We start from the raw sequence: 25,294 nt of genomic DNA on the forward strand, positions 1-25,294 counted from the left end.
CTGCCACTGCCACTGCCACGGGGCGCGGCACTGGCACTGGCACTGGCACTGGCACTGGCACGGGCACGGGACGGGCACGGGGCGGTAGAGCCGACTTTAGTCGGCTGCCCCGGAGGGCGGTGCGGACTGAAGTCCGCACTACCAAAGTCGGCTGCCCCGGAGGGCGGTGCGGACTGAAGTCCGCACTACCAAAGTTGGCTGCCCCGGAGGGCGGTGCGGACTGAAGTCCGCACTACCAGAGGCGGCTGTCTCGGAGGGCGGTGCGGACAAGCGCAGGGGCATCAAGCGGAGGTGCACCAAGCGGAGGGGCATCAAGCGCAGACGTACCAGGCGCAGCCGGCAGATCCATATTACGCGCAAAGAAAAACCCCGCCGAGGCGGGGTTCTTCAGATCCTCGAGAAACCGACCGGAATCAGTCGATATCGAGGAAGCTGCGCAGCTGCTCGGACCGGCTCGGATGACGCAGCTTGCGCAGCGCCTTCGCTTCGATCTGGCGGATGCGCTCGCGGGTGACGTCGAACTGCTTGCCGACTTCTTCCAGCGTGTGATCGGTGTTCATGTCGATGCCGAAGCGCATGCGCAGCACCTTGGCTTCCCTCGGGGTGAGGCCAGCCAGCACGTCACGCACGGTTTCCGACAAGTTGATGTTGGTGGTGTTCTCGATCGGGGACTCCACGTTGGTGTCCTCGATGAAGTCGCCCAGATGCGAATCCTCGTCGTCGCCGATCGGGGTTTCCATCGAGATCGGCTCCTTGGCGATTTTCATCACCTTGCGGATCTTGTCTTCCGGCATGTCCATTTCCTTCGCCAGCTCCTCCGGCGTTGCCTCGCGGCCGTACTGCTGGAGCATCTGACGGGAAATGCGGTTCAACTTGTTGATCGTTTCGATCATGTGCACCGGGATACGGATGGTGCGTGCCTGGTCGGCGATCGAACGCGTGATGGCCTGGCGGATCCACCAGGTCGCATACGTGGAGAACTTGTAACCGCGACGGTATTCGAACTTGTCCACGGCCTTCATCAGGCCGATGTTGCCTTCCTGGATCAGATCGAGGAACTGCAGACCGCGGTTGGTGTACTTCTTGGCGATGGAGATGACCAGGCGCAGATTGGCCTCGACCATTTCCTTCTTCGCCTTGCGTGCCCGGGCTTCGCCGTAGGCCATCGCGCGGCTGATTTCCTTCAGGTCATCCAGGCTCAGCAGCGTGCTCTTCTCGATATCGATCGTAGCCTGCTGCTCGGAGATGATCTGGTCCTTGACGTCACGCAGGGCCGAGGACCACTTCTGCTTGCGCTTCAGTGCGTCTTCCACCCACTCCAGGTTGGTCTGGTTGCCTTCCCACGAGCGGATGAAATCCTTGCGCGGCATGCGGGCAGTGACCGTAGCCAGGTTCAGCACGCGACGCTCATGCGACTTGATGCCGGCCATCGTGTCGCGCAGCTGGCGGGTCAGCACATCGGTCAGCGGCAGCGGCAGCTTCAGGGTGACGAACACCGCCGACATCTCCTCACGGAGCTTCAGCAGGTGCTTGCCTTCGCCCTTGGCGGCGGCTTTCTTGAAGGCGTTGAAGGCATCAGCCAGCGCCTGCATGCGCGCGGCGACTTCTTCCGGGTCCGGACCGGTCGGGCCGGCTTCTTCCTCGGCGTCGTCGGCGTCGTCTTCTTCGTCCTCATCGGCGTCGTCATCGTCGTCGCTGGTGTCTTCCACCACCGCCGGCGCCGGGACTTCGTCGGACAGGTCGTTGAACCCGACGATCACTTCGGCCAGGCGCTTCTTGCCTTCCTTGTGGGCCTCGTAATCGGACAGCAGCGATTCGACCGACACCGGGAACAGACCGAGTGCGGCCTGTACCTGGCCGAGGCCTTCTTCGATGCGCTTGGCGATGGCGATTTCGCCTTCGCGGGTCAGCAGTTCCACCGTACCCATTTCGCGCATGTACATGCGCACCGGGTCGGTGGTGCGGCCACCTTCGGTGTCGAGTGCGGTCAGTGCGGCAGCGGCTTCTTCAGCGGCGGTGTCATCCACCTCGCGATTGCCGGTGTTGCCGTCATTGAGCAGCAGGGTTTCCGCATCAGGGGCCACTTCATGGACATCAATGCCCATGCCGTTGATCATGCCGATGATGTCTTCGATCTGCTCCGGATCGACCATGTCGTCGGGCAGGTGATCGTTGACTTCGGCATAGGTCAGGTAGCCCTGTTCCAGGCCCTTGCTGATCAGTTGCTTGATTTCGGATTGGGCAGGACGTTCGTTGGCCATGGATGCTCGCGCCACCGGCTGGAGTAGGAAAAGGGAACGTAGCATTATACCAGCCCCTCGCCCGGCCTGCCCGGGCGGTGGTCCCGGGGGGTCAGGGCCTGAGCAGGAAGGTCACGGGACCGTCGTTGACCAGGCTGACGACCATATGGGCACCAAAGCGCCCCGTTTCCACCCCTGTTGCATGCTTTTCACGACAGATCTCAACAAATCGATTGAACCCGCGTTCAGCCTCGCCCGGTGGGGCCGCGCTGGTGAAGCTCGGCCGCATGCCTGATCGCGTGTCGGCAGCCAGGGTGAACTGGCTGACCAACAACAGCCCGCCGCCGGTGTCGCGCAGCGAGCGGTTCATTTTTCCGTCGTCATCGGCGAACACACGGTAACCGAGCAGCCGTTCGGCCATCCGCTGCAACTGCGCGTCGGTATCGCCCGGCTCCATGCCCACCAGGGCCAGCAAACCGGCACCGATCTGCCCGATGGGCTGGCCATCGACGTGCACGGCGGCCTGGCTGACGCGCTGGATAAGGACAAGCATGGGGACCTCGATCAGGGGAGCAACGGGCCACCTTAGCAGCGGCCACGCTAGACTTGCCGGGATGAACCCGCACCGCAAAGCCCGGCTGGCCTACCGTGCCGCCACCCTGCTCACCCGCCTGCCCTGGCCCGTGTTGCGCGCCCTCGCCAACGGCCTGGCGTGGCTGTGGATGACCTTCAATGCCCGCGAAAGCCGGGTTACCCGGCGCAACCTGGAGCTCGCCTATCCCGCGCTGGACAGCGCCGAGCGCGCGCGCCTGCAACGTGACGTGCTGCGCTCCACTGCCCTGCAGGCGCTGGAAACGCTGCGCCTGTGGACCCGCCCGGCGGCCCACAACCTGCGCGACCACCTGCGCGAGCGCCATGGCGAGGCGTTGTACGACGCCGCGCTGGCCTCGGGAAAAGGGGTGATCGTGGCGGCCCCGCATTTCGGCAACTGGGAGCTGTTGAACCAGTGGCTGGCGTCCCGCGGCCAGATCGCGATCGTCTACAAGCCGCCGGAAGATGCCGCCGGCGACGCGTTCCTTCAACTGGTGCGTGGCGGTGACAACGTGCAGCAGGTGCGCGCCGAAGGCACCGCAGTGCGCCAGTTGCTGAAAGTGCTCAAGGACGGCGGTGCGACCGGCATCCTGCCCGACCAGCAGCCCAAGGCCGGCGACGGGGTGTTCGTGCCGTTCTTCGGCATGCAGGCGCTGACCATGACCCTGGTCAACCGGCTGGCCGCGCGCACCGGTGCGACCGTGCTGTACGGCTGGTGCGAGCGCACCGGGCCGGGCATGCAGTTCGCCCTGCACATCGAAGCGTCCGCGCCCGCCCTGGCTGACCCGGATCCACTGGTCGCCGGCACCGCATTGAACGCCGGCATCGAGCGCATCGCGCGCCGTGACCCGGCGCAGTACCAGTGGACCTACAAGCGGTTCACCCTGCGTCCGGATGGCAGCGGCGAGGCCGACCCGTACGCCACCGCGACCCATCCGCATTGATTCCGTCGCACTCAACCCCATGTGATTGACCACGATGTCTCCCCTGCCCGGTCCTGCCATGCCTGTTGCTGCCTCCTCCCTGTTCGGTGATCCGGCGGCCATCCGCTGCGAACGCGCGGTGGCCGAACTGCGTTCCGGGCGGCCGGTCGTGATCACCGATGACACCGGCCAGCGCATGGCCGTGATTGCGCTGGACAGTGCAACCGCGCGCAGTTTCGAGACCTTCGCCGGGCTGGCCGACGACCGCCATTACCTGTTCCTGACTGAAACCCGTGCCCGCGTGCTGGGGGTGGAGGGCATCGAAGCTGCCCAGGGCGTCCGCATTCCGTTGGCCGGCATCCCCTTCGATGCCCTGCCGCAGCTGGGCTACCTGCGTGAGCCCGGCCCCTTGCCACCGCAGTGGAACCCCGGCGATGCACTCGATGCCGGCGCCGTGGAGCTGGCCCGCCTGGGCCTGTTGCTCCCTGCGATGGTCGGCCTGCCCTTGGCCAGCGACGATGCACGTTTCGACGGTGCCGCGCAGGTCGCCCTGTGCGACCTGGCCGAAGGCGCCGCCCACGCCGCCCACGATTACGAGCTGGTGGCACGCTCACCGGTACCGCTGCGCGAGGTGGGGATGACCACCTTCGCGGTGTTCCGCGGCGGGGTAGCCCAGCGCGACCAGGTGGCGATCATCGTGGGCGAGCCCGACCTTGCAGCGGTGGTCCCGGTGCGGGTGCACTCTTCGTGCCTGACCGGCGATCTGTTCGGTTCGTTGAAGTGCGATTGCGGCGACCAGCTGCGCCGTGGTCTGCGCAAGTTGAAAGAGCTCGGTGGCGGGGTGCTGTTGTACCTGGACCAGGAAGGCCGCGGCACCGGCATCGCCGCGAAGATGCGCGCGTATGGCTACCAGCACGATGGGCTGGACACCATCGACGCCGATGCACAGTTGGGCTTCGGCGCGGACGAGCGCCGCTACGGCAGCGCGGTGGCGATGCTGAAAGGGCTGGGCATCGCCCGCATCGCGCTGCTGAGCAACAACCCGACCAAGGTCCAGCGCCTGCGCAATGCGGGGATGGATGTGGTCGACTGCATCCCGGTGACCGGCGACATCACCGTGGAGAACGAACAGTACCTGCGCACCAAAGCCGAACGTGCCGGGCACCTGCTGGACGTGGACGCACTGATCCAGGCCGCACAGTAACCGGCTGACCACCGGTAGCGCCGAGCCACGCTCGGCGAGCGCAGCGGGCCCTTCGCGGATCGACCCCACCGGGCAGGCTTCTGCGCTACACAAGCCACCTGCTACCTTCTGCACATGCCTGACACCCCCATGACCTCATCGCCCTCCCCTGACGCCACGCCGGACGGCTGGCAGCTGCTGCCGGTGCGCGCCGCGCGGCTCGCGGCACTGGGCGGCCTGCCCGCGGGCGCCCTTTTCCCCGGCCTGCCTTTCGCTGCTGCGTGGTGGCTGCTGGACCTGCCTGGCGGCCTGCCCGCCGCTGCAGCGTGGCTGCTGGTCGGCGCACTGATCGGCGCGCGCATCAGCTGGCGCCGCGTGCGGCGTACCTGGTGGCGGCTGGATGACAGCGGGCTGGGCCTGCGCCGCGATCTGTGGTGGCAGCGCGACACCCGCGTGCCGACATCACGCGTGCAGCACCTCGACGTGCGCCGCGGCCCCCTGCAGCGACGCGCGCGGCTGGCGACGCTGGTGGTGCATACCGCGGGCAGTCGCTTCAGCGCGGTGGTGCTGGATGGATTGGACGAGGATGACGCCGAGCGGTTGCGCGATACGCTTGCCCGCCAGCTTGACCAGGACGCCGACGCCCTGTGAGCAGCGTGCCACCGCCGATTCCCGCCACCGATGCCGAGCGCCGTCTGCATCCGTGGTCCTGGTTGTTCGTCCTGATCATGCAGCTCCGGCAGTACCTGCTGCCGCTGGCGGCCTTGCTGGTGTTCGGCCAGCGCGGCGACCGCGATCCGTTATGGGCGCAACTGATCCCGCTGATCGTCATCGCCTGCCTGGTGCTGGCGTCGGTGCTGCAGTACCTGAGCTACCGGTACCGCATCGGCGAGGACGGCATCACGATCCGCAGCGGCGTGTTCGCGCGCAACCGGCGCGAAATTCCGTTCGCGCGCATCCACAACGTGGTCGTGGACCAGAACCCGTTGCACCGGCTGTTCGGTGTGGCCGAGCTGCGACTGGAGTCCGCCGGCGGCAATCGTCCGGAGGCGGAGATGCGGGTGCTGCGGATGGACGAGGCCCTGGCGCTGGAACAGCGCGTGCGCCATCGCGGCCCGGTGATGGTGAACCCCGTAGCGGACGGCGATCCGGGCACGCCTCCGCCGTTGCCGGAAACCGACACGCGCCACGTGCTGCTGCGCATGAGCAGCATCGAAGTCATCAAGCTGGGCATGCTGTCCAACCGTGGCTGGGTGATGGTGGCCGCCGCGCTCGGCGCACTGGTGCAGGTGGTACCGCGCGACCGCATGGATACGTTCGTGGAGTACGGCGGGCGTGAGGCCTTCGGCTATGCCAACGGTCTGCAGCCCGGCATCACCGGCATGCTGGTCATTGCGGCGGTGCTGCTTCTCGCCGGTTGGGTAGCACTGCGCGTGCTCTCGGTACTGTTGGCGCTGCTGCGCTATTACGGCTTCGAGTTGAGCGAACAACAACGACGGCTGACGGTCAGTACCGGCCTGCTGAGCAAGGTGCGCAGCAGCGTGGCGCTTCGCCGCATACAAGCCTGGACGCTGAGCGAGACCACGCTGCAGCGCTGGGCCGGGCGGCGCCAGCTCAGCGTGGACAGCGCGGCCAGCCAGGGCAACGATGAGCAACAGCAGCGCGGGCTGCGCGAGCTGGCTCCGTTGGCCGCACCGGCTGACTGCGATGCTTTGGTGCAGCACCTGCTGCCCACCGTGCAGTGGCCGCCAGCGCTCTGGCATCCGGTGGCGCTGCGCGGCAGTTGGCGGCTGTGCGTGACCAGCCTGTGGCTGACCCCGCTGCTGGCGGCCGGCCTGACATGGCGCTGGGGCGGAATGGGCCTGCTGGTGTTGGCCTGGTTGCCGGTTGCGCTGTGGACAGCGCGCTTGCAGATGGCGCGCATCGGCTGGCATCTGGATGATCGCTATGTCGCGCTGCGCGGCGGCTGGTGGCGGCGCTGGTGGCGCTGGGCGGAACTGGACAAGTTGCAGGCGCTGCGGTTGTCACGCTCGCCGTTGGATCGCCTGCTGGGGACCAGCAGCGTGTGGCTGGATACCGCGGGTGCGCGCGGTGATGTGGCGCTGTGCCTGCGCTACCTGCCGCAGGCGCAGGCCGCCGAAGTACTGGAGCAATTGGGCCGTGCGCTGGCGCGGCGGCAGTTGCGTTGGTAAGGGAACGGGTAACGCACCGGCCGCTGCGCTCGCCGACCATGGGTCGGCGCTACGTTCGTCTGATGCCGCTGCGCTCGCCGACCATGGGTCGGCGCTACCGGGATGATCGCCGTAGCGCCGAGCCGTGCTCGGCGGAATGCAGGGATCGCGCGCGGTGCCGAACAGCCGACTGAAGTCGGCTCTACCCTGCCTTGGGCGTCAGCCCTTCGGGCCCCAATAGCCCAGGTCCTTGCGGATCTGCAGATTGCGCAGCCAGCTGCCCAGCGGCTTGCGTGCCAGCGTCCCCAACGCGCCGGACACGAACGCGTCGGTGGCTGCGATCACCCGCTCGCTGGATCGTCCGTCCCGCCACGGGTGGATCGTATCGGCATACCGCGTGATCTCGGCCTGCAACGCGGCCGTGGGGTGCAGCGCCTGCTCCAGCATGGCCGGCAACTGCGCCGCATCATCGAAGTCGATCATGTGCGGCTGCGGCACGCGGTTGCGGAAGGTCACCACCGGCTTGTGCTGGACGATGAACTCCGAAACGATCGACGAGGTATCAGACACCAGCACGTCGGCTGCACGCTGCGCCGCCATCACCTGCTCCGGCTCGACGAAGCAGGCATTCGCGCCGGCCAGAGCGCGGTACTGCGCGAACAGCTCCGGGGTGCACTTGGGATGCAGGGTCAGCAGCCAGTAGCGCTGGCCCGCCGCGATGTCGGCGGCGATCTGCGGGTACAGATGCGGGGCTGCGCTCAGGCGCTCGGTGAAGGTGGAGCCGAACAGCACCACCGGTCGCCCGGCCGCCGGAGCACGCAGTGCGGCGCTGGCTCCACCGTCGTCGCGGAACAGGGGGTCCAGCTTCGGCCAGCCGGTTTCCACCACGGCGAAATGACCCTGCTCCGCCGCCATCGCCTGGAATGGCGCGGTGGTCGCGGGCCCCTGTGTGCAGTACAGATCGAACATGCCGCGTACCCGGAAGTGCCCCCGTGCACTGTCCCGCTTCTGCACGTTGAAGCCATGGAACAGCTGCACCTTGGCACCGGACAGGAAGGTCGGCACCCAGTTGGCGGCACTGAACACGGCCTGCGGGCGCATCGCCAAGGCCTCGCGCAGGCCGACGCTGGCCACCCCGGGCAGCCGGCTACCGGCGGCGCCATCTTCGAACCAGGCGGCAACCTCATGCCCGGATGCGTGCAAGGCCTCGGCCAACGGGGCGAGAATAGGCAGCGCGTAACGCTCCGTCGCAAACAACAGGTACCCGGCCATATGTCCTCCACGACCGCCCACAACGAACGGCCTCGCATTTCGGCCTGCATTATCGCGTTCAACGAGGCAGGACGCATCGGCGACTGCCTGGCCTCGCTGGCATTCTGCGATGAGGTGGTGGTGGTCGACTCGCAGTCCACCGACAACACGGTGGCCCTTGCCGAGGCGGCCGGGGCCCGCGTGCTGCAGCGCCCGTTCCAGGGTTTCCGCAGCCAGAAGGCCTTCGCCGTAGAGCAGGCACGCCATGACTGGGTGCTGTGCCTGGATGCCGACGAGCGGGTCAGCGATGCCTTGCGCGCGGCCATCGAGCAGGCCCGCGACGGCGGGTTCGCGGAGCACCACGGTTACCGCTTTGCTCGCCTGTCGGAGTACTTCGGCCGCTTCCTGCGGCATGGCAATGCCTACCCCGACCGCGTGTTGCGACTGTTCGACCGGCGCCATGGCGGCTGGCGCGGCAAGCGCGAGATCCATGAAGCCGCCAGCGTGGACGGCCGCGTCGGCACCCTGCGTGGCGACCTCATCCACTACCCCTATCGCTCCCTGCAGCAGCAGCTGGCGAAAACAGAAAAGTACGCGCGGATGATGGCCGAGCATGAGTTCGCGCGCGGCAAACGGGCCACCCTGCCCAAGCTGGTGCTCGCACCCGCTTGGCGTTTCTGGCGTGGTTTTGTGTTTCGAGGGGGCTTCCGCGATGGCTGGCATGGGCTGGTCTACGCCTACGTGCGCGCCAACTACGTGCGGCAGAAGACCATCATGCTGTGGATGCTGCAGCACGGCCAGCCGGTGGCCGACCCGCCGACACCGTAACCGGTGCGGCGGAGTCGCAGAGACAACGGCAGCCGCGACGACACGTTGCAGCAGTTGCGCGACCACGTGCCTCATGCGCGGGCGTTCGCCGCGATCGGCGGGTTCGATCCTGCGTTCTTCCTGTACTACGAAGACGATGACCTGTGCTTGCGCATGCAGGAAGCGGGGTGGCGCTGCGTGCTGCAACCGGCCGCACGTGCCTTGCATCCTGGTGGCGCCTCGTCCGCGCCCAGCGTGCGCACGACCTTCATCAAGCAGTTCCACTACGCCCGCTCACGACAGATCGCCCTGCAGCGTTATGTCAGTGGTTAGGCTGGGGCTTGGCCGGGCTATGCGCTGCGTTCCACCTCGACGGTATCGCCAACCGGAACCGTTGAGACGCTGTTACGCCCGGTTGCGTTGGTGACGCAGGCCTTCCACGCGGGACAGGCCGGCCAGCACGCCGACGATGGACGCATAGAAGCTGGCGGTGATCTGGTGCGCGAACATCGACTGGGTCAGGCCGCACAACACGTAGCAGACCACGATCATCACGCCTGCGGCCGCCGGACCGCGGAAGGTCGCCCGCCCGCTGTGCCGATGCAGCCACAGGAACAGCCACAGCGGCACGCCATAGACCGCCAGCAACAGCAGTGCGCCCAGGACACCCTGGGTTGCGCCCCACTCGGCCAGATCGTTGTGCGCGTGCCCAAGGTGGCAGCGCGGCTCGAGCGGATCGTCACGGCACACCGGCAGGCGCTGCATCGCGTTGTCGAAATGGCCAACGCCGACGCCGGTCAGCGGGTGGTCCAGGAACGTGTCCCACGCCACCTGCAACCGCTCCACGCGCGCCCCTGCGGAGGAATCCGCATCACCGCGTTCCAGCCGCTGCACATCACTGTGCAGCTCGGTCAGGCGCACCTGGTGGCGCAGCTCCGGCACACTCACCACTGCCACGACCGACAGGCCCAGCAGCGCCGCCAGGATCAGCAGGCGCCGCCGCAGCGATCCCCAGCGCAGGGTCAGCGCCATCACCAGGAACACGGCGAGCAGTGCCAACAGCGCCCCGCGGCTGCCGGTGAGCACCAGCGTGGCGCAGCCCAGCGCCGCCGCCGGCAGGCCCCACGCCCAGCCCCGCACGCCGTGCGGACGACAGAACAAGGCCAGCACCAGCAGCATCACCACCATGTCGGCGAGCACGATGGCATTGGTGAACAGGTCAGCACGCGGCGCCCCGCCCAACACCTGCCGCAGCGACAGCCCGAACACGAGCAGCAGGCCCACCACGGCACCGCGCCACAGCCAGCGCAGGCGCAGTTCCAGCGCGCACACCCACAACGCGATCCACGGCATCACGAAGAAACGCGAGCGGTTGTCCACATCGCGGAATCCATGCTCGAACAGCACGACCGACAGCAAACCGGCCGCCAGCACGGCCAGCATCAGCCAGGCCAGCACGCGGATGCTGCGCCCCGCATCGGCGCGGGCGCGCCACAACAGGTCCGGCACCATCACTGTGCTGACCAGCAGCAGCAACCCGAACGGCAGCAGGTTGGCCGGAGTGGAGACCACCAGCGCCGGCAACAGCAACAGCCCCAGGTGGCCGAGCCCCTGGGCGAAGCGCGCGCGCAGCGGCTGCGGCAACAGCGCACGAGGGGTGGAGGAATCGTAGGGCGGCAGGCTCACGGCAGGATCATCGGATCAGGTCGGCAACGGAAAGGGATACTGCACAGTGAACGCCCAACACGCGCTGTCCAGCAGTACCAGCGGTCAGCGCGGCGGCGTCAGCGGTCACCTTCACTCGTTGGCCTGCCGCGACTGCATGGCATGCTCGCGCACCAGCTCCTCGGCGGTCGCCTCGCAGGGCGCGGTCACCGCTTCGGCCCGCACCAGCCACCAACGACGCCGATTGGCGATACCGGCCAGCTCGGCTCGACTACGGTCCACGCAGGCCAGCAGGGCATCTTCCTGCACCAGCAGCCAGCGCGTGGCCGGTGCCTGCGCCTGCCACGCCACGCCTTCGCGCAACTGCAGGTCCCATTTGTTCTGGAAGCCGAACGTCGCGGCGGGTCGGTCGGCCATCAGCAGGTTCTGTTCTTTCCATGCCACCAGGCCCAGCTCGGCGTCGACACCGATGCGCTCACCGACACGGTGCATGAGGCCGCGTGCCGAACTGGAATCGTTCAGATGTGGGTAGCCGACCAGGCTGTACAGCACCCAGATCACCGTCAGCGCCGATACCACGCCGATGTGGGCGCGCGGCCGCTGCCATACCAGCAGGCTGGCCAGTGCCCAGCAGCCCATCGCTACCGCCGCCCAGGCCAGCGACGCGGTCACTGAACTGTCGATGCCGCGCGACCCCATCAGCTTCGTTTCAAAGCCCGGCTGGCCCGTCAGCATGGCAATGCCCGCGCCCAGCGTCAGCACGGCAAGCAGTGCGGTGAAGCCGGTCAGCATCCACTGCACGCTGCGCTTGCGCAGCAGGCCGGGCACCAGCGGTGCCAAGGCCAGGCAGAACATCGGCAGCGACGGCAGGATGTAGACATCGCGCTTGCCATCGGGAATGGAGAAGAACAGCACGATCAGCGCCCACCAGCCCAGCAGCACCAGATAACGGGGGTCGCGCCGACGCAGGCGCCGCCACCAGGCCGGGATCGCCCATGGCACCGCCAGGAACGCCGGAATCCACATGGACGGCATCGTGCCGAGGAAGTACCACCATGGCTGGTGGTGGTCCCACGACTGCGAATACCGCTTGGCCGTCTGCCGGAACAGGATGTCGTCCATGTAGGCGCGGTACTCGGCCGAGCCGGTGGACAGCGCGGTGACCACCATCGGCACCAGCCACAGGGCGATCGCCAGCAGGAACACCAGCGGTGCCACCCAGAACTGCCAGCGGCGCACGCTCAGGCCCACGCCACGCCAGCCCCACACCGATGCCAGCGCGGCCGGCACGATCATCAGCAACGCGACCACGCCCACGCCCTTGGTGATCACCCCCAGGCCGGCGGCGAACCAGCCCAGCCACCACCAGCGCCACGCCGGCCCCAGCAACAGGTGCCGGATGAGGCCATAGTTGGCCAGGGTGATGAAAAACACGATCAACGGATCGATCTGTGCCTTCTTCGCCTGGAAAGTGAAGTGCAACGCGAACAGCAGGGTCCACGCGGCATACAGGCCGACCCGGCGGGTCCACAGCCGGCGCCCCAGGTCATGCACGCACCAGAGCGTGCCCAGCGCAGCCAGCAGGGACGGCAGCAGGAAGGCGATGCGCCAGTTGCCGATCAGCGAATACAGCGTGGCCTGCCACCACATCAGCATCGGCGGCTTGTCGGAGTACAGCTCCAGGCCGCGATGCGGGAACAGCCAGTCGCCGCTTTCCACCATCTGCCGCGCCACCAGCGCGAAACGCGGTTCGTCCGACGGCCACGGGTCGCGCAGGCCCAGGCCCGCACCGAGCACCAGCAGGGCCATGACGATCAACAACCAGGATTCGCGGGAAGCGCGTGTCTTCAGCATGGGCACGGCAGTGGTAAGGAAGGGATCAGGCGTTTTTTAGCAGACGCGCGTAGAAAAAGCCGTCGCCGCCATCATCACCCGGCAGCCGCTGGCGACCAACCCCTGCGCAGTCCATGCCGAACCCGTCATCGAGCGCGTCCGCAGTGGAATCTGCGTGCCACTTCAGGAAGGCCTGCACCTGATCCACGTTTTCGGCGCGCAGGATCGAGCACGTGGCATACACCAGCACGCCACCCGGGCGCAGCATCGTCCAGCACGCTTCAAGCAGGCGGGCCTGGATGCCGACCAGCACGTCGATGTCTTCGGCACGACGGTGGAACATCACATCCGGCTGGCGGCGGATGATGCCGGTCGCCGAACAGGGCGCATCCAACAGGATCGCGTCGAACGGCGTTCCGTCCCACCACGAACGCGGATCACTGGCATCGGCGGCACGCACCTGTGCTTCGGCGCCGACGCCGGTGCGGGTGAATGTGTCCTTGACCCGCGCCAGCCGACGCGCGTCGATATCCAGCGCCAACAGGCGCAGCGACGGATCGCGTTCAAGCAGGTGCGCCGACTTGCCACCCGGCGCGGCACAGGCATCCAACACCCGGGCGCCGGCAGGCGGGGCCAGCGCATCGGCCGCGCACTGGGCCGAAAGGTCCTGCACCGACAGTGCGCCTTCGGCAAAGCCGGGCAACTGGTTGACCGGCGTGGACGCGGCCAGGCGCACGGCATCGGCGCTGACAGGACTGGGCTCGGCCTCGATGCCGACGGCGGCCAGCGCGGCCAGCGTCTGCGCACGGTCACCCTGCTGCCGGTTGACGCGCAGCCACAAGGGGGCCGGCTGCAGGCTGGCGGCGAAGATGGCATCGGCCTGGCCGGGCCAATCCGCTTCGATGCTGTCGGCCAGCCATGCGGGGAACGCATCGCGCGGCGGCTGCGGTGCAAAGCCTTCGCGCTGCGCACGGCGCAGGATCGCGTTGACCAGGCCGGCCTGGCGCTCACGGCCGAGTGCACGCGCCGCATCGACCGTGGCCGACAGCGCCGCGTGGGCGGGCAGCTCCAGCACATCCAGCTGGGCGAAGCCCACCATCAGCAGGGTGCGCAGGTCGGCATCGCGTGCGGATAGGGGCTTCTGCATCCAGCTCGCCAAGGCGGCATCGTAGGTGCTGCGTCGACGCAGCACGGCGAAGCACAGCGCCTCCAGCAGCGCGCGGTCGCGCGTGTCGGCCAGCTTGGGCAGCGCCCAGTTGAGCTCGGCCTTCAGTGAACGGCCACGGGTGAAGACCTGGGCCAGCACGCGCGCAGCGAGCATGCGCGTGGCAGCGCCCGGCGCGGCGTTGGACACAGACAGATCAGCTTGCTTGCTCACCGGCTCAGGCTCCCGCACGCAGGTCGCGTCGTGCGTTGAGGTAGTCGGCGGCGGTGATCGCCTTGCCGCCTTCGCGCTGCAGCACACGCAGTCGCAGCGCGCCGTGGCCGCACGCGATGTCGATGCCCTCGCGTGCAGCGGCGATCACCGTACCCGGGGCATGGCCGCCGTTGTCCTCCAGTGCGACCGCGCCGTGGATGCGCACGCGCTCACCCGCCAGCTGCGCTTCGGCGATGGGCCACGGATTGAACGCACGCACCGTGCGCGCCAATGCGTCGGCATCGGCCGTCCAGTCCAGCCGGGCTTCGGCCTTGTCCAGCTTGTGCGCATAGGTCACGCCTTCGGCCGGTTGCGGCTGCTTGACCGGGATCAGGCCGGCGCGCAGCAGGCCCAGGCCGTCGGACAGCACCTGCTCGCCCAGTGCGGCCAGCTTGTCGTGCAGCTGTCCGCCCGTGTCGGTGGGGCTGATCGGCAGCGCCTGCTGCAACAACACCGGGCCGGTATCCAGGCCCGCCTCCATCTGCATCAGGCAGACGCCGGTCTGTGCATCGCCGGCCTGGATGGCGCGCTGGATCGGCGCGGCACCGCGCCAGCGCGGCAGCAGCGAGGCATGCACGTTCCAACCGCCATGGGTCGGGATGGCCAGCACGGCCTTCGGCAGGATCAGCCCGTAAGCCACCACCACCATCAGATCCGGCTGCAGGTCACGCAGCTGTTGCTGGGCCGCCTCGTCCTTCAGCGATTCCGGCTGGTACACCGGAATCCCACGCGCCACCGCTTCCAGCTTCACCGGCGAAGGCGCCAGGCCACGGCCACGGCCGGCTGGACGGTCCGGCTGGGTGTAAACGGCCACCACTTCGTGATGGCGTGCAGCCGCGCGCAGCGACGACAGCGCGAACTCCGGCGTACCGGCAAAGACAATCCTCATGGTCACCCCGTTATGCAGGTGGAAACCTGCAGGCAGAAAATGGGCGCCGATGTGCGGCGCCCCTGGGTCCGTCCGCGCACGCCACTGGCAGGCAGGCGGACAGTGGGCACCACCGCGGGTGGCGCCCCGTTGTTACGGTCAGGCGACGTGCCGGCGCTGCTTGGCCAGCTTCTTGCGCACCATCTCGCGCTTCAGCGGCGACAGATAGTCGATGAACAGCTTGCCGTCCAGGTGATCCATTTCGTGCTGCACGCAGACCGCCAGCAGACCCTCGGTGGTCAGCTCCTGCGGCTGGCCCTGGCGATCCAGGAAGCGCACGGTGATCTGGTTGGCGCGGGTGACGTCGGCAAAGATGCCGGGCACCGACAGGCAGCCTTCCTGGTACACCTGGCCACCGTCGTGGGCGACGATCTCCGGGTTGATGAAGACCATCGGCTGGTTCTTCTCCTCGCTGACGTCGATCACCATGAAGCGCTGGTGCACGTCGACCTGGCTGGCGGCAAGGCCGATGCCCGGGGCGTCGTACATGGTGTCGAACATGTCCGACAGCAGGGTCTGGAAGGCCGGCGTGGTGACCTCGGCGGCATCGATCAACACGGCCTTGGTGCGCAGGCGCGGATCGGGGAACTCGAGAATGGGAAGCAGTGCCATGGCTGTAATCGTCTGGTGGGGGCCGGTCAACGCCGGGCTGCGTTGCAATTCTATCGCCAACGCTTGCCCTGCGCCCCGGTTTCTGGACTATAGTGCGGCAACCTGTTGGGGAATCAGGGCTGACCACTCTTATGTTGCTACGAATCCGCACGGTCGTCGCCGCGGCGATGTTGACCGTTGCCGCCTATGCTACCGCCGTTGAAATGAACGGGCACCCGACCACCTATGTCGTCCAGAAGGGCGACACGTTGTGGGATATCTCTGCGCGTTTCCTGAAAAAGCCTTGGCTTTGGCCGGAAATCTGGCAGGCGAACCCGCAGGTGGCGAACCCGCACCTGATCTATCCGGGCGATGTACTCAGCCTGGCGTACCTGGACCGCGTCGTCGCGAGCCAGCAGCCAGGGCCGCGCCAGGAGGCACCGATCACCGGCATTCCATTGTCGGAAGTCGAGCCGTTCCTGAAGCAGTTGAGCGTCGTCGATCGCATCGACAACCTGCCGCACGTCGCTGGACTGGAAGACAACCGTCTTCGGGCCACGGCCGGCCAGGTGGCCTATGTGAAGGGGCTGGACCAGGCCGCCGTGGGCCAGCGTTATGCGGTGGTGCGTCCCACCGTCCGCTATGCGCTGCCGAAGGCGACCGAGGACCTGACCGCCAATGGCCATGTCACCCCGGGCAGCGGGAACCTGTGGAAGGACTTCACCGTCCCGAACAAGCGTCCGCACCAGGTGCTGGGCTACGAGCTCGCCAAGGTCAACGTCGGCACCATCACCGCGGTGCCCTCCGGCCGCGTGGACGTGGCGACGCTGGCACTGCAGGGCAGTGGCGATGGCCGCGAAGTACGTGCCGGTGACCGCCTTGTGCCGGTGGAAGCCACACCGTACGACCTGCAGTTCTTCCCGCATGTGCCCGCTGCCGGCACCGAAGGGCTGGACGTGCGCGTACTGGCGGTTACGGACATGTTCCTGTCCGGCGGCCCGCGTGACGTGATCGCGCTGTCTGCCGGCCGCCTGCAGGGCGTGGACAACGGCACCGTGTTCTCGATGTGGCGCTTCGGCAGCCACGTGAAGGACCGGATGAAGGCGCCGAACTCGTCGCAGATGGACGATGCACGTGCCGATGGCAACAACCGCGTCAGCCTGCCGGACGAGTACGCGGCGCATGCGATGGTGTTCCGCACCTTCGACAACGTCAGCTACGCGCTGGTGATGGAAGGGATCAAGCCGGTGCAGCTGGGCTACAGCGCGCGCCACCCGGACGCCACGCAGTAACCGCTGCCGGATTCGTCCGACAGCAGATGCCAACGGCGCCCTAGGGCGCCGTTGTTGTTTCCGCGCCACGCTGCGGCCATGGACGAACACACCCCAGCCCTGCTCACCTTGATCCTGGCCGGGGGCAGCCTGGCCTCGCGGCGGGCCTTGGCCGCTGCCCGACCGACAGTGGCTGCGGCAGTGCACGCGGGCCCCGTCGCCTGGCGGCAGGCCGGCTGTTCGGCCGCCCAGCAGCAACACCTGGCCAGCCCCGATCACGCTGCCATCGAACGCGCCCTGCGATGGCTGCAGCAGCCGGGCCACCACTTGATCGCCGCCGACGATGATGGATTCCCGCCACTGCTGCGCGCAGCACCGGAACCGCCCTTGGCGCTGTTCGTGGACGGCGACCCCAGCCATCTGTGGCATCCGGCCATCGCCGTGGTCGGCAGCCGCTCGCCGACACCGAGCGGCCGGGCGCTTGCGGCAGAGTTCAGCACGGCGTTCTCCCGTGCGGGACTGGCGGTGACCAGCGGCCTGGCGGCGGGCATCGACGCCGCCGCGCACCGTGCCGCGCTGGATAACGACGGCATCACCGTCGCCGTGGTGGGCAACGGGCCGGACCATGTCTTCCCCCTGCATCACCGCAGCCTGCAGGCTGCCGTAGCCAGCCGCGGTGCGGTGGCCAGCGAGTACCTGCCCGGCACCCCGGCGCGGCCCGCCTATTTCCCGGCCCGCAACCGGCTGGTGGCCGGGCTCAGCCTGGCCACGGTGGTCGTCGAAGCAGCAAACCGCTCCGGCGCGCTGATCACCGCCCGCCTGGCGGCAGAAGCCGGTCGCGAGGTCTGCGCCCTGCCCGGCTCGGTGCGCAATCCCCGCGCGGCCGGCTGCCATCGGCTGATCCGGGAGGGTGCCGCCTTGGTGGAGTCGGCGGATGAGGTCATGGCCCTGATCGCCACCGCCTTGGCCGACGCCGTCCCCGACTTGCAAAGGCATCTGGCCACCCCCACTGAACAGGGACGGCGAGCCCGCCTTCCGCCCACACTGGCCTCCGACCCGGACTACCAGTGCTTGTGGAAACTGCTCGACCACGACCCAACCCCTGCCGATTCATTGATCACACAGTCCGGATTGACGGCCGCTCGGCTGTCCTCCATGCTGCTGGCCATGGAACTGGCGGGTATCGTGGTGTGCGAACACGGCCGCTACTGTCGAAACCCTGGTTTCCCAACCTCCACAGCGTCGATGACGCAGGCCGAGGGGCAATGAAAGAGAGCATTCTCGATGTACTGCTGTACCTGTTTGAACACTATTTCAGCGAAGACGCTGACCTCATCCGTGACCGCGATTCCCTGCAGAACGGCCTGATCCAGGCGGGCTTCAGCCCAGCCGAGACAGCCAAGGCGTTTGATTGGCTGGATGCCCTGGCCGCCCAGCGACCCGCCGTTTCGCATACCCGCGTCGACGGCCCGGTGCGCATCTATCACGGTCCAGAGCTCGACAAGCTGGACGTGGAGTGCCGGGGCTTCATCCTGTACCTGGAACAGCATGGCATCCTCGATGCGGACCAGCGCGAGCTGGTGCTTGATCGGGCGATGGCGCTGGACCAGGACGAATTGGATCTGGACGACCTGAAGTGGGTCGTGTTGATGGTGCTGTTCAATCAGCCTGGCTCGGAAGCCGCTTATGCGTGGATGGAAACCCAGATGTTCATGGACGAGCCAGAACCCCTTCACTGACCGTACACTGCACCCCTTGCGCATACAGGGGGCGTTCACGTGAGCGAGTGGTTCCACGCCGAGGGCAGTCGGCAGGTCGGCCCGGTTTCCAGTGAGGAAATCGGGTCGCTGTTCAGAGACAACCGTATTGGACTGGACACGCTGGTGTGGCGCGAGGGCTTGCCTGCGTGGCAGCCCCTGCGCAGCGTCGTGGCCGAACTCGGCCTGACGGCCGTACCACCTGCTCCGCTGCCCCCTCCCATGCCACCGGCGCCTGATCCCACGATACCGCCACCGGTCTCGCCGGCGTCGATCGTGCCTGACAGCAGCCCGTACGCCGGGCCCGGCGTCAGCCGCGTACCGCCCATGGCCATGCAGCCTGCGAAGAAAGGGCTGTCCGGCTGCGCTTTGACGGCCATCATCGGCGGCGCCGCCTTGCTGGTGGTGGTGCCGGTGTGTGCGATTCTCGCGGCCATCGCGCTGCCTGCCTACAACGACTACACGATCCGCGCCAAGGTGGCGCAGTCGATTGCCACGTTGCAGCCGCTGAAGGCGCAGGTACAGGAGTTCCACCAGATTCACAGCCGCTGTCCGAGCAGCAGCGACCCCGGCTTCCCGGCGCACGACGCGTTCACGGCACAGGGGCTGTCCAGCGTGCAGCTGGGCCAGTTCGAGAACGCGCATTGCGGCATCGAAGCGACGCTGGGCGTGGGCAAGCCCCAACTCGACGGCGACCTGCTGTGGCTCGAATACAGCCCGGCTGATTCCGCCTGGGAATGCAGCAGCGACACGACCGATAAATACCTTCCCGTGGACTGCCGCGGCTGATGCCGGCGCAGGGGAAAACCCTTTTCACCAACACGATTTGACAGGGAAAAACGATGAGCGAGTGGTATTACGCCGAAGGCCAGCAGCGCCAGGGTCCGGTGCCGGACACCGAAATACGCCAGTTGTTCCAGCGCAGCCAGATCACCCTGGACACGCTGGTCTGGCGCGAAGGCATGGGCCAATGGGCGGAACTGCGCAGCGTGGTCGATGAGCTGCAGTTGCAGTCACTGGCGGCCGTTGCGGCCGAACCTGCGACCGGCTTCGACCTGCGCGGCGACTACGCGGCCATCGACAACGGCACCGCGCCGCTGCCGGGCACCGGGCCGCTCAGCGCCTCGCCCTACAGCGCCCCTGCTTCGGACGTCGGCTTTCCCGGTGCGATGCCGGTACACGGCGCCGAAGTGGTCTACGCCGGCTTCTGGAAGCGCCTCGCGGCCTACCTGATCGACTATGTGATCCTGACCGCGTCTTCCATGGCGATCGGTGCCATCGTCGGCCTGGGCATCGGCGGTGCGGCCAGCCTGGCGGGCGGCGGATCGACCACTGCCGGGGTGATGAGCCAGGTGATCGGCGCGCTGATCGGCTTCGGCATCAGCCTGGCCTACTACGCGTGGTTCCACGCTTCCAGCGGCGGCGCCACGCCGGGCAAGATGGCCATCGGCATCAAGGTCGTGCGCAGCGACGGCGACCGCATCACCATGGCGCGTTCGATCGGCCGCTACTTCGCGACCCTGCTGAGCAGCCTCACCCTGCTGATCGGCTACCTGCTGGCGGCGTTCACCGAGCGCAAGCAGGCCCTGCACGACATGATCTGCGACACCGTAGTCGTCGACAAATGGGCCTTCACCGACCAGCCGCAGCGCCAGCGCCACGAGCTGGGCGCGGTCACCATCGTCATCCTGATCCTCGGCGGCATCCTGACCGCTGGCGTGATGGTGGCCATGGTGGTGGCCATCGGCGCGATCGCCAAAATGGCCGGTTGAGCCGGCGGCGGGACGTGTCCGGCGCTTGACAGAGCGCTCACGGCATGATTCCTCTAATAAGGAGAAAGCTGAACGCCCGGCTCACCCCCGGGCGTTCAGTTTATGTATCTCGACACCGCCGCTTCACTAATGCGGCCATTTGCTCCACCCTAGCGGCCCTCACCCCTGCCGTGCGCACAGAACCCGACCCTCATGCCCAAGCACCTGCTCATCGTCGAATCGCCCGCCAAGGCCAAGACGATCAACAAATACCTCGGCAAGGACTTCACCGTCCTGGCCTCGTATGGGCATGTGCGTGACCTGATACCGAAGGAAGGCGCGGTCGACCCGGACAACAACTTCGCGATGCGTTACGACGTGATCGAGAAGAACGAGAAGCATGTCGAAGCCATCGCCAAAGCCGCAAAGGGCGCCGATGACATCTTTCTGGCGACCGATCCGGATCGCGAGGGTGAAGCCATCAGCTGGCACATCGCCGAGATCCTGCGCGAACGCGGCCTGGTCGGCGACAAGCCGATGCAGCGCGTGGTCTTCACCGAGATCACCCCGCGCGCCATCAAGGAGGCGATGAACCACCCACGCGCCATCGCTGCCGACCTGGTCGATGCGCAGCAGGCCCGTCGCGCACTGGATTACCTGGTGGGCTTCAACCTGTCGCCGGTGTTGTGGCGCAAGGTGCAGCGCGGCCTGTCGGCCGGCCGCGTGCAGAGCCCCGCGCTGCGCATGATCGTGGAGCGTGAAGAAGAGATCGAAGCCTTCATCGCCCGCGAGTACTGGTCCATCGCCGCCGCGTGCGCACACCCGTCGCAGCCCTTCAGCGCCAAGCTGATCAAGCTCGATGGGCAGAAGTTCGAGCAGTTCACCGTCACCGACGGCGACACCGCCGAGGCGGCGCGCCTGCGTATCCAGCAGGCCGCACAGGGCAGCCTGCATGTCACCGACGTGGTCAGCAAAGAGCGCAAGCGCCGCCCGGCGCCGCCGTTCACCACCTCCACCCTGCAGCAGGAAGCCTCGCGCAAACTGGGCTTCACCACGCGCAAGACCATGCAGGTCGCGCAGAAACTGTATGAAGGCGTGGCGATCGGTGACGAAGGGACGGTCGGCCTGATCTCGTACATGCGTACCGACTCGGTGAACCTGTCGCAGGACGCGCTGGCGGAAATCCGCGACGTGATCGCCCGCGACTTCGGCATCGCCTCGCTGCCGGACCAGCCCAATACCTACCAGACCAAATCCAAGAACGCCCAGGAAGCGCATGAGGCCGTACGTCCGACCTCCGCGCTGCGCACGCCGGCACAGGTGGCGCGCTACCTCACCGACGACGAGCGCAAGCTGTACGAGCTGATCTGGAAGCGGTCGGTGGCGTGCCAGATGATCCCGGCCACGCTCAACACCGTCAGCGTGGACCTGTCGGCCGGCAGCGAGCATGTGTTCCGCGCCAGCGGCACCACCGTCGTGGTGGCCGGCTTCCTGGCCGTGTACGAAGAAGGCAAGGACACCAAGAGCGCCGACGACGAGGACGAGGGCCGCAAGCTGCCGTTGATGAAGCCCGGCGACCGCGTGCCGCTGGACCGCATCAGCGCCGACCAGCACTTCACCCAGCCGCCGCCGCGCTTCACCGAAGCGGCGCTGGTGAAGGCACTGGAAGAATATGGCATCGGCCGCCCGTCGACCTACGCCTCGATCATCCAGACCCTGCAGTTCCGCAAGTACGTGGAGATGGAAGGCCGCAGCTTCCGCCCGTCCGACGTGGGGCGTGCGGTGTCCAAGTTCCTGTCCAGCCATTTCACCCAGTACGTGGACTACGACTTCACCGCCAAGCTTGAAGACGAGCTTGATGCCGTGTCGCGTGGCGAGGAAGACTGGATCCCGTTGATGGCCCGCTTCTGGGACCCGTTCAACAAGCTGGTGCAGGAAAAGAACGAATCGGTGGACCGCGCCGAGGCCAGTGGCGCGCGCGAGCTCGGCACGGATCCGAAGACCGGCAAGCCGGTGAGCGTGCGTTTGGGCCGTTTCGGCCCCTACGCGGCAATCGGCAGCACCGCCGAGGACGCCGAAGACAAGCCGAAGTTCGCCTCGCTGCGTCCCGGCCAGTCGATGCACACCATCCGCCTGGAAGACGCGCTGGAGCTGTTCCTGATGCCGCGTGCGCTGGGCCAGGACAAGGGCGAGGACGTCAGCGTGGGCATCGGCCGGTTCGGTCCGTTCGCCAAGCGCGGCAGCGTCTACGCTTCGCTGAAGAAAGAAGATGATCCGTACACCATCGACCTGGATCGGGCTGTCTTCCTGATTGAAGAAAAGGAAGAGATCGCGCGCAACCGGATCATCAAGGAATTCGATGGCAGCGAAATCCAGGTACTGAACGGCCGGTTCGGCCCGTACCTGAGCGATGGCAAGATGAACGGCAAGATCCCGAAGGATCGGGAGCCCGCCTCGCTGACGTTGGCCGAAGCACAGCAGTTCATGGAAGAGACCGGCAAGCCGGTGCGCAAGGGCTTCGGCAAGAAGGCGGCCAAGAAGACCGTGAAGAAGGAGGCCGCGCCCAAGAAGGTGGCCGCCAAGAAGATCGCGGTGAAGAAGACCACCAAGAAAGCCACCAAGAAGACCGCCAAGAAAGCGGTGAAAAAGGTTGCCAAAAAGGCGGCGGCGAAGAAGACCGCGGGCTGACACGGGGGCGTCGGCGCCGCGCACTGCGCGGCAGATCGACGTCTGCGTGGCGCACTCGCCGGGCTGGGCCGGGCGCTATCCGTTTGTGCTGCACAGGCGGATACTGGCGGTATGAAAGAACTCACCCTGCTGACCGCCGTTGCCCGCCTGCGTGCCGGGGGCGTGATCGCGTATCCCACTGAAGCCGTGTGGGGACTGGGCTGCGACCCGGGCCACCAGATGGCTGTGCATTCCCTGCTGAAGCTGAAACAGCGCCCGGTGGAAAAGGGGATGATCCTGGTCGCCGCCGATCTGCATCAACTGCAGGGATGGGCGCGCCTGGATGCGCTTCCCGATGAACGACAGCGCGAAGTCCTGGCCAGCTGGCCGGGCGCGAATACCTGGATACTGCCTGCCGGTCCGCGTGCGCCCAAGTGGGTGACCGGCGATCACAGCGGGTTGGCGGTGCGCATCAGTGCGCATCCGCTGGTTGCCGCGTTGTGCCGCGCCTGGGGTGGGCCGCTGGTATCCACCAGCGCCAATCTGGCCGGAGAGCCACCGGCGCGCACCCGCGACGAACTGGATCCGCGCCTGCTGTCGCTGCTGGACGGCGTACTGGACGGGGATACCGGTGGACTGGCGCAGCCCACCCCCATCCGCGATGCATTGAGCGGCAACGTCCTGCGCTCATGATGTGGGCCGACGGCCGCGGTGGTTGACGGCCGACGGCCGCTCCGGTTGACGGCCAGCCGCCGTCACTACTGGCGCCGGGTGCGGTGATACCGCACGATGTGGGCATGCGCCTGCCCCCTGCCCTGTTGTTGTCCCTGCTGCCCCTATGGGCCTTCGCCGTGCCTGTTGCGTCCGCTGAAAACGTGCGGATCTACCGGTGTGTCGGCAGCACGGGCGCGGTGACCCTGCAGGACAGCCCGTGTACCAGCGGTCGGCAGGAAGTCCGGGACATGCAGCGGCCGCAGGATCCGCCCCCCCGTCGCGCCAGTACGGCCGACGTCGTCACGCCGGCGGCACCGTCCACCCAGGCGCCGCGCGAGATCCGCCATGTCTACATCCAGCCGCCACAGCCCATGTACGAATGCGTGACTGAAGAAGGCCGGCGCTACATCAGCGACAACAACGGAGGCAATCCACGCTGGGTGCCGCTGTGGACCACCGGCTGGATCCCGGGCGGCGGCGGTCACCGCCCCTGGCAGGGCGGTCCCGGCTTGCCCCCCGTACGTGCGGAAGGACAGGGAATCGCCGGTGGTCATTACCCGCCGCCCCACGGCATCGGTCACAGCGTCAGTTTCCCTGCCGGCAACATCCTCGTGCGTGACACCTGCAACGCGCTGCCACCGCGCGAGGTCTGTTCCCGCCTGCGCGACCAGCGCTGGGACCTGGATCGTCGCTATAACAGCGCCCTGCAAAGCGAGCGCCAGGACATCAGCCGCGAGCAGCGCGGCATCGACGCACGCCTGGACCAGGATTGCGGTCGCTACTGAGCCACGCCGCTACAATCAGCGGATGAAACTCCTGACGTCCGTAGTGCTGTTGATGGCGCTGTCGCTCACCGCATCGGCCGACGATGCCGTGGTGTTCCGCTGCACGGACGCCGACGGCGCAGTGAACGTGCAGGACACCCCCTGCCCCGCTGGCACCGCGCAGATCATCCAACGTCGTGGGGCATCGGCAACGTCGACCGCCAGCACCGCGCTGGGCGACCCGGCGCCCGTGGCGGCCGGCGTGCTCGACAGCGACCTGCTGCCGACCCTGCAGGCCGCCCCCGCGACAGGCGATGGCAACGACGCCATCCTGGACAGCGATGTGTTCCGCGCGCGCGCAGCGGCGGCAGCGGCCAACACCGACCAACCGCCGAAACCCCCGTTGCCGGAGATCTACCAGTGCGTGGGCAAGGACGGCAACCAGTACCTGCATGAGCTTGAACCTGCACCGCCGCGCTGCGCGCCGCTGGCACTGACGGGTCTGGGCGGCAGCCTCGCGCCAGGCAATGCCGAGAGCTGCGAGGTGCAGCGGGATACCTGCACCGCCTTGGTCGAAGACCAGCGCTGTGGCGCGTGGCAACAGCGCCTGCGCGACGCGCGCGGTCGCGAGCGCTTCGTCCTGGCCGAAGGACAAACCGCCGCCACCGCCGAACGCGAACGGCTGCAGGCTGTACTTGAAGCCAGCGATTGCGCGGTGCCCTGAGATCAGGGATCGACCCTCCCGGGTCGGCGACGCCACTGCCCCGCGA

23 protein-coding genes are annotated in these 25,294 nt (G+C 67.5%); 15 read left to right on the plus strand and 8 right to left on the minus strand.

The window, feature by feature from the left end:
* Window positions 1-413: 413 nt before the first annotated feature.
* Both rpoD and dtd read right to left on the minus strand, forming a co-directional pair.
* Window positions 414-2,261, minus strand: coding sequence for an RNA polymerase sigma factor RpoD (gene rpoD, locus IFT58_RS06555; RefSeq protein ID WP_188325119.1), 1,848 nt, complete (start codon window positions 2,259-2,261; stop codon window positions 414-416).
* A gap of 91 nt (window positions 2,262-2,352) precedes the next feature.
* Window positions 2,353-2,793: a D-aminoacyl-tRNA deacylase gene (gene dtd, locus IFT58_RS06560; RefSeq protein WP_192094246.1), complete on the minus strand. Its 441-nt coding sequence runs from the start codon at window positions 2,791-2,793 to the stop codon at window positions 2,353-2,355.
* A 61-nt stretch (window positions 2,794-2,854) separates the two neighbouring features.
* Between dtd and IFT58_RS06565 the strand changes: the two genes are divergently transcribed.
* The 4 genes from IFT58_RS06565 to IFT58_RS06580 all read left to right on the plus strand — a co-directional run bounded on the left by IFT58_RS06565 (window position 2,855) and on the right by IFT58_RS06580 (window position 7,129).
* Window positions 2,855-3,775, plus strand: coding sequence for a lauroyl acyltransferase (locus IFT58_RS06565; protein ID WP_192094247.1), 921 nt, complete (start codon window positions 2,855-2,857; stop codon window positions 3,773-3,775).
* Window positions 3,776-3,809: 34 nt separating this feature from the next.
* Entirely contained in the window at window positions 3,810-4,958 is a 1,149-nt protein-coding gene (ribA, locus tag IFT58_RS06570) for a GTP cyclohydrolase II RibA (protein ID WP_188325122.1), read from the plus strand.
* A 114-nt stretch (window positions 4,959-5,072) separates the two neighbouring features.
* Complete coding sequence (locus tag IFT58_RS06575) at window positions 5,073-5,588, plus strand: PH domain-containing protein (RefSeq protein ID WP_188325123.1); 516 nt, start codon at window positions 5,073-5,075, stop codon at window positions 5,586-5,588.
* On the plus strand, window positions 5,585-7,129 hold the full coding sequence (locus IFT58_RS06580) for a PH domain-containing protein (protein WP_342029537.1): 1,545 nt from the start codon (window positions 5,585-5,587) through the stop codon (window positions 7,127-7,129). The genes IFT58_RS06575 and IFT58_RS06580 overlap by 4 nt, the downstream gene beginning before the upstream one ends.
* A 198-nt stretch (window positions 7,130-7,327) precedes the next feature.
* Here IFT58_RS06580 and IFT58_RS06585 read toward each other — a convergent pair whose 3' ends face one another.
* Entirely contained in the window at window positions 7,328-8,380 is a 1,053-nt protein-coding gene (locus IFT58_RS06585) for a CDP-glycerol glycerophosphotransferase family protein (RefSeq protein WP_192094248.1), read from the minus strand.
* Between IFT58_RS06585 and IFT58_RS06590 the strand changes: the two genes are divergently transcribed.
* Both IFT58_RS06590 and IFT58_RS06595 read left to right on the plus strand, forming a co-directional pair.
* Window positions 8,381-9,187: a glycosyltransferase family 2 protein gene (locus IFT58_RS06590; protein ID WP_188325125.1), complete on the plus strand. Its 807-nt coding sequence runs from the start codon at window positions 8,381-8,383 to the stop codon at window positions 9,185-9,187.
* A gap of 3 nt (window positions 9,188-9,190) precedes the next feature.
* Window positions 9,191-9,499: a hypothetical protein gene (locus tag IFT58_RS06595; RefSeq protein ID WP_192094249.1), complete on the plus strand. Its 309-nt coding sequence runs from the start codon at window positions 9,191-9,193 to the stop codon at window positions 9,497-9,499.
* 72 nt (window positions 9,500-9,571) lie between these two features.
* On the opposite strand, the gene IFT58_RS06600 is transcribed toward IFT58_RS06595, so the two are convergent.
* The 5 genes from IFT58_RS06600 to def form a co-directional block, all read right to left on the minus strand.
* Window positions 9,572-10,813, minus strand: coding sequence for an O-antigen ligase family protein (locus IFT58_RS06600; protein ID WP_249405636.1), 1,242 nt, complete (start codon window positions 10,811-10,813; stop codon window positions 9,572-9,574).
* A gap of 150 nt (window positions 10,814-10,963) precedes the next feature.
* On the minus strand, window positions 10,964-12,685 hold the full coding sequence (locus IFT58_RS06605; protein ID WP_192094250.1) for a glycosyltransferase family 39 protein: 1,722 nt from the start codon (window positions 12,683-12,685) through the stop codon (window positions 10,964-10,966).
* Window positions 12,686-12,710: 25 nt separating this feature from the next.
* Window positions 12,711-14,042, minus strand: a complete 1,332-nt coding sequence (gene rsmB / locus IFT58_RS06610) for a 16S rRNA (cytosine(967)-C(5))-methyltransferase RsmB (RefSeq protein WP_192094251.1) — start codon at window positions 14,040-14,042, stop codon at window positions 12,711-12,713.
* Between the two features lie 4 nt (window positions 14,043-14,046).
* Window positions 14,047-14,970, minus strand: coding sequence for a methionyl-tRNA formyltransferase (gene fmt / locus IFT58_RS06615; protein WP_192094252.1), 924 nt, complete (start codon window positions 14,968-14,970; stop codon window positions 14,047-14,049).
* Between the two features lie 138 nt (window positions 14,971-15,108).
* Complete coding sequence (def, locus tag IFT58_RS06620; RefSeq protein ID WP_188325131.1) at window positions 15,109-15,621, minus strand: peptide deformylase; 513 nt, start codon at window positions 15,619-15,621, stop codon at window positions 15,109-15,111.
* A gap of 131 nt (window positions 15,622-15,752) precedes the next feature.
* Between def and IFT58_RS06625 the strand changes: the two genes are divergently transcribed.
* From IFT58_RS06625 to IFT58_RS06665, 9 genes are all read left to right on the plus strand, one after another.
* Window positions 15,753-16,892, plus strand: coding sequence for a LysM peptidoglycan-binding domain-containing protein (locus IFT58_RS06625; protein ID WP_188325132.1), 1,140 nt, complete (start codon window positions 15,753-15,755; stop codon window positions 16,890-16,892).
* A 78-nt stretch (window positions 16,893-16,970) separates the two neighbouring features.
* Window positions 16,971-18,140 (plus strand): DNA-processing protein DprA, encoded by a 1,170-nt coding sequence (gene dprA / locus IFT58_RS06630; protein WP_192094253.1) that lies wholly within the window; start codon window positions 16,971-16,973, stop codon window positions 18,138-18,140.
* Window positions 18,137-18,610, plus strand: a complete 474-nt coding sequence (locus tag IFT58_RS06635) for a DUF494 family protein (RefSeq protein WP_188325134.1) — start codon at window positions 18,137-18,139, stop codon at window positions 18,608-18,610. Before dprA ends, IFT58_RS06635 begins: the two co-directional genes overlap by 4 nt.
* Window positions 18,611-18,649: 39 nt before the next feature.
* Window positions 18,650-19,417 carry a pilin gene (locus IFT58_RS19020; protein WP_192094254.1) on the plus strand — a complete coding sequence of 256 codons (768 nt, stop codon included), beginning with the start codon at window positions 18,650-18,652 and terminating at the stop codon, window positions 19,415-19,417.
* 53 nt (window positions 19,418-19,470) lie between these two features.
* On the plus strand, window positions 19,471-20,400 hold the full coding sequence (locus IFT58_RS06645; protein WP_192094255.1) for an RDD family protein: 930 nt from the start codon (window positions 19,471-19,473) through the stop codon (window positions 20,398-20,400).
* Window positions 20,401-20,592: 192 nt separating this feature from the next.
* Window positions 20,593-23,067, plus strand: a complete 2,475-nt coding sequence (locus IFT58_RS06650; RefSeq protein WP_188325137.1) for a DNA topoisomerase I — start codon at window positions 20,593-20,595, stop codon at window positions 23,065-23,067.
* Window positions 23,068-23,178: 111 nt separating this feature from the next.
* Window positions 23,179-23,739: a Sua5/YciO/YrdC/YwlC family protein gene (locus tag IFT58_RS06655; protein ID WP_192094256.1), complete on the plus strand. Its 561-nt coding sequence runs from the start codon at window positions 23,179-23,181 to the stop codon at window positions 23,737-23,739.
* Between the two features lie 104 nt (window positions 23,740-23,843).
* Complete coding sequence (locus IFT58_RS06660) at window positions 23,844-24,545, plus strand: DUF4124 domain-containing protein (protein ID WP_249405614.1); 702 nt, start codon at window positions 23,844-23,846, stop codon at window positions 24,543-24,545.
* A gap of 22 nt (window positions 24,546-24,567) precedes the next feature.
* On the plus strand, window positions 24,568-25,248 hold the full coding sequence (locus IFT58_RS06665; RefSeq protein WP_192080754.1) for a DUF4124 domain-containing protein: 681 nt from the start codon (window positions 24,568-24,570) through the stop codon (window positions 25,246-25,248).
* Window positions 25,249-25,294 lie beyond the last annotated feature (46 nt).

This window comes from Stenotrophomonas sp. CFBP 13718 (assembly GCF_014842145.1).
Lineage (GTDB): Bacteria > Pseudomonadota > Gammaproteobacteria > Xanthomonadales > Xanthomonadaceae > Stenotrophomonas.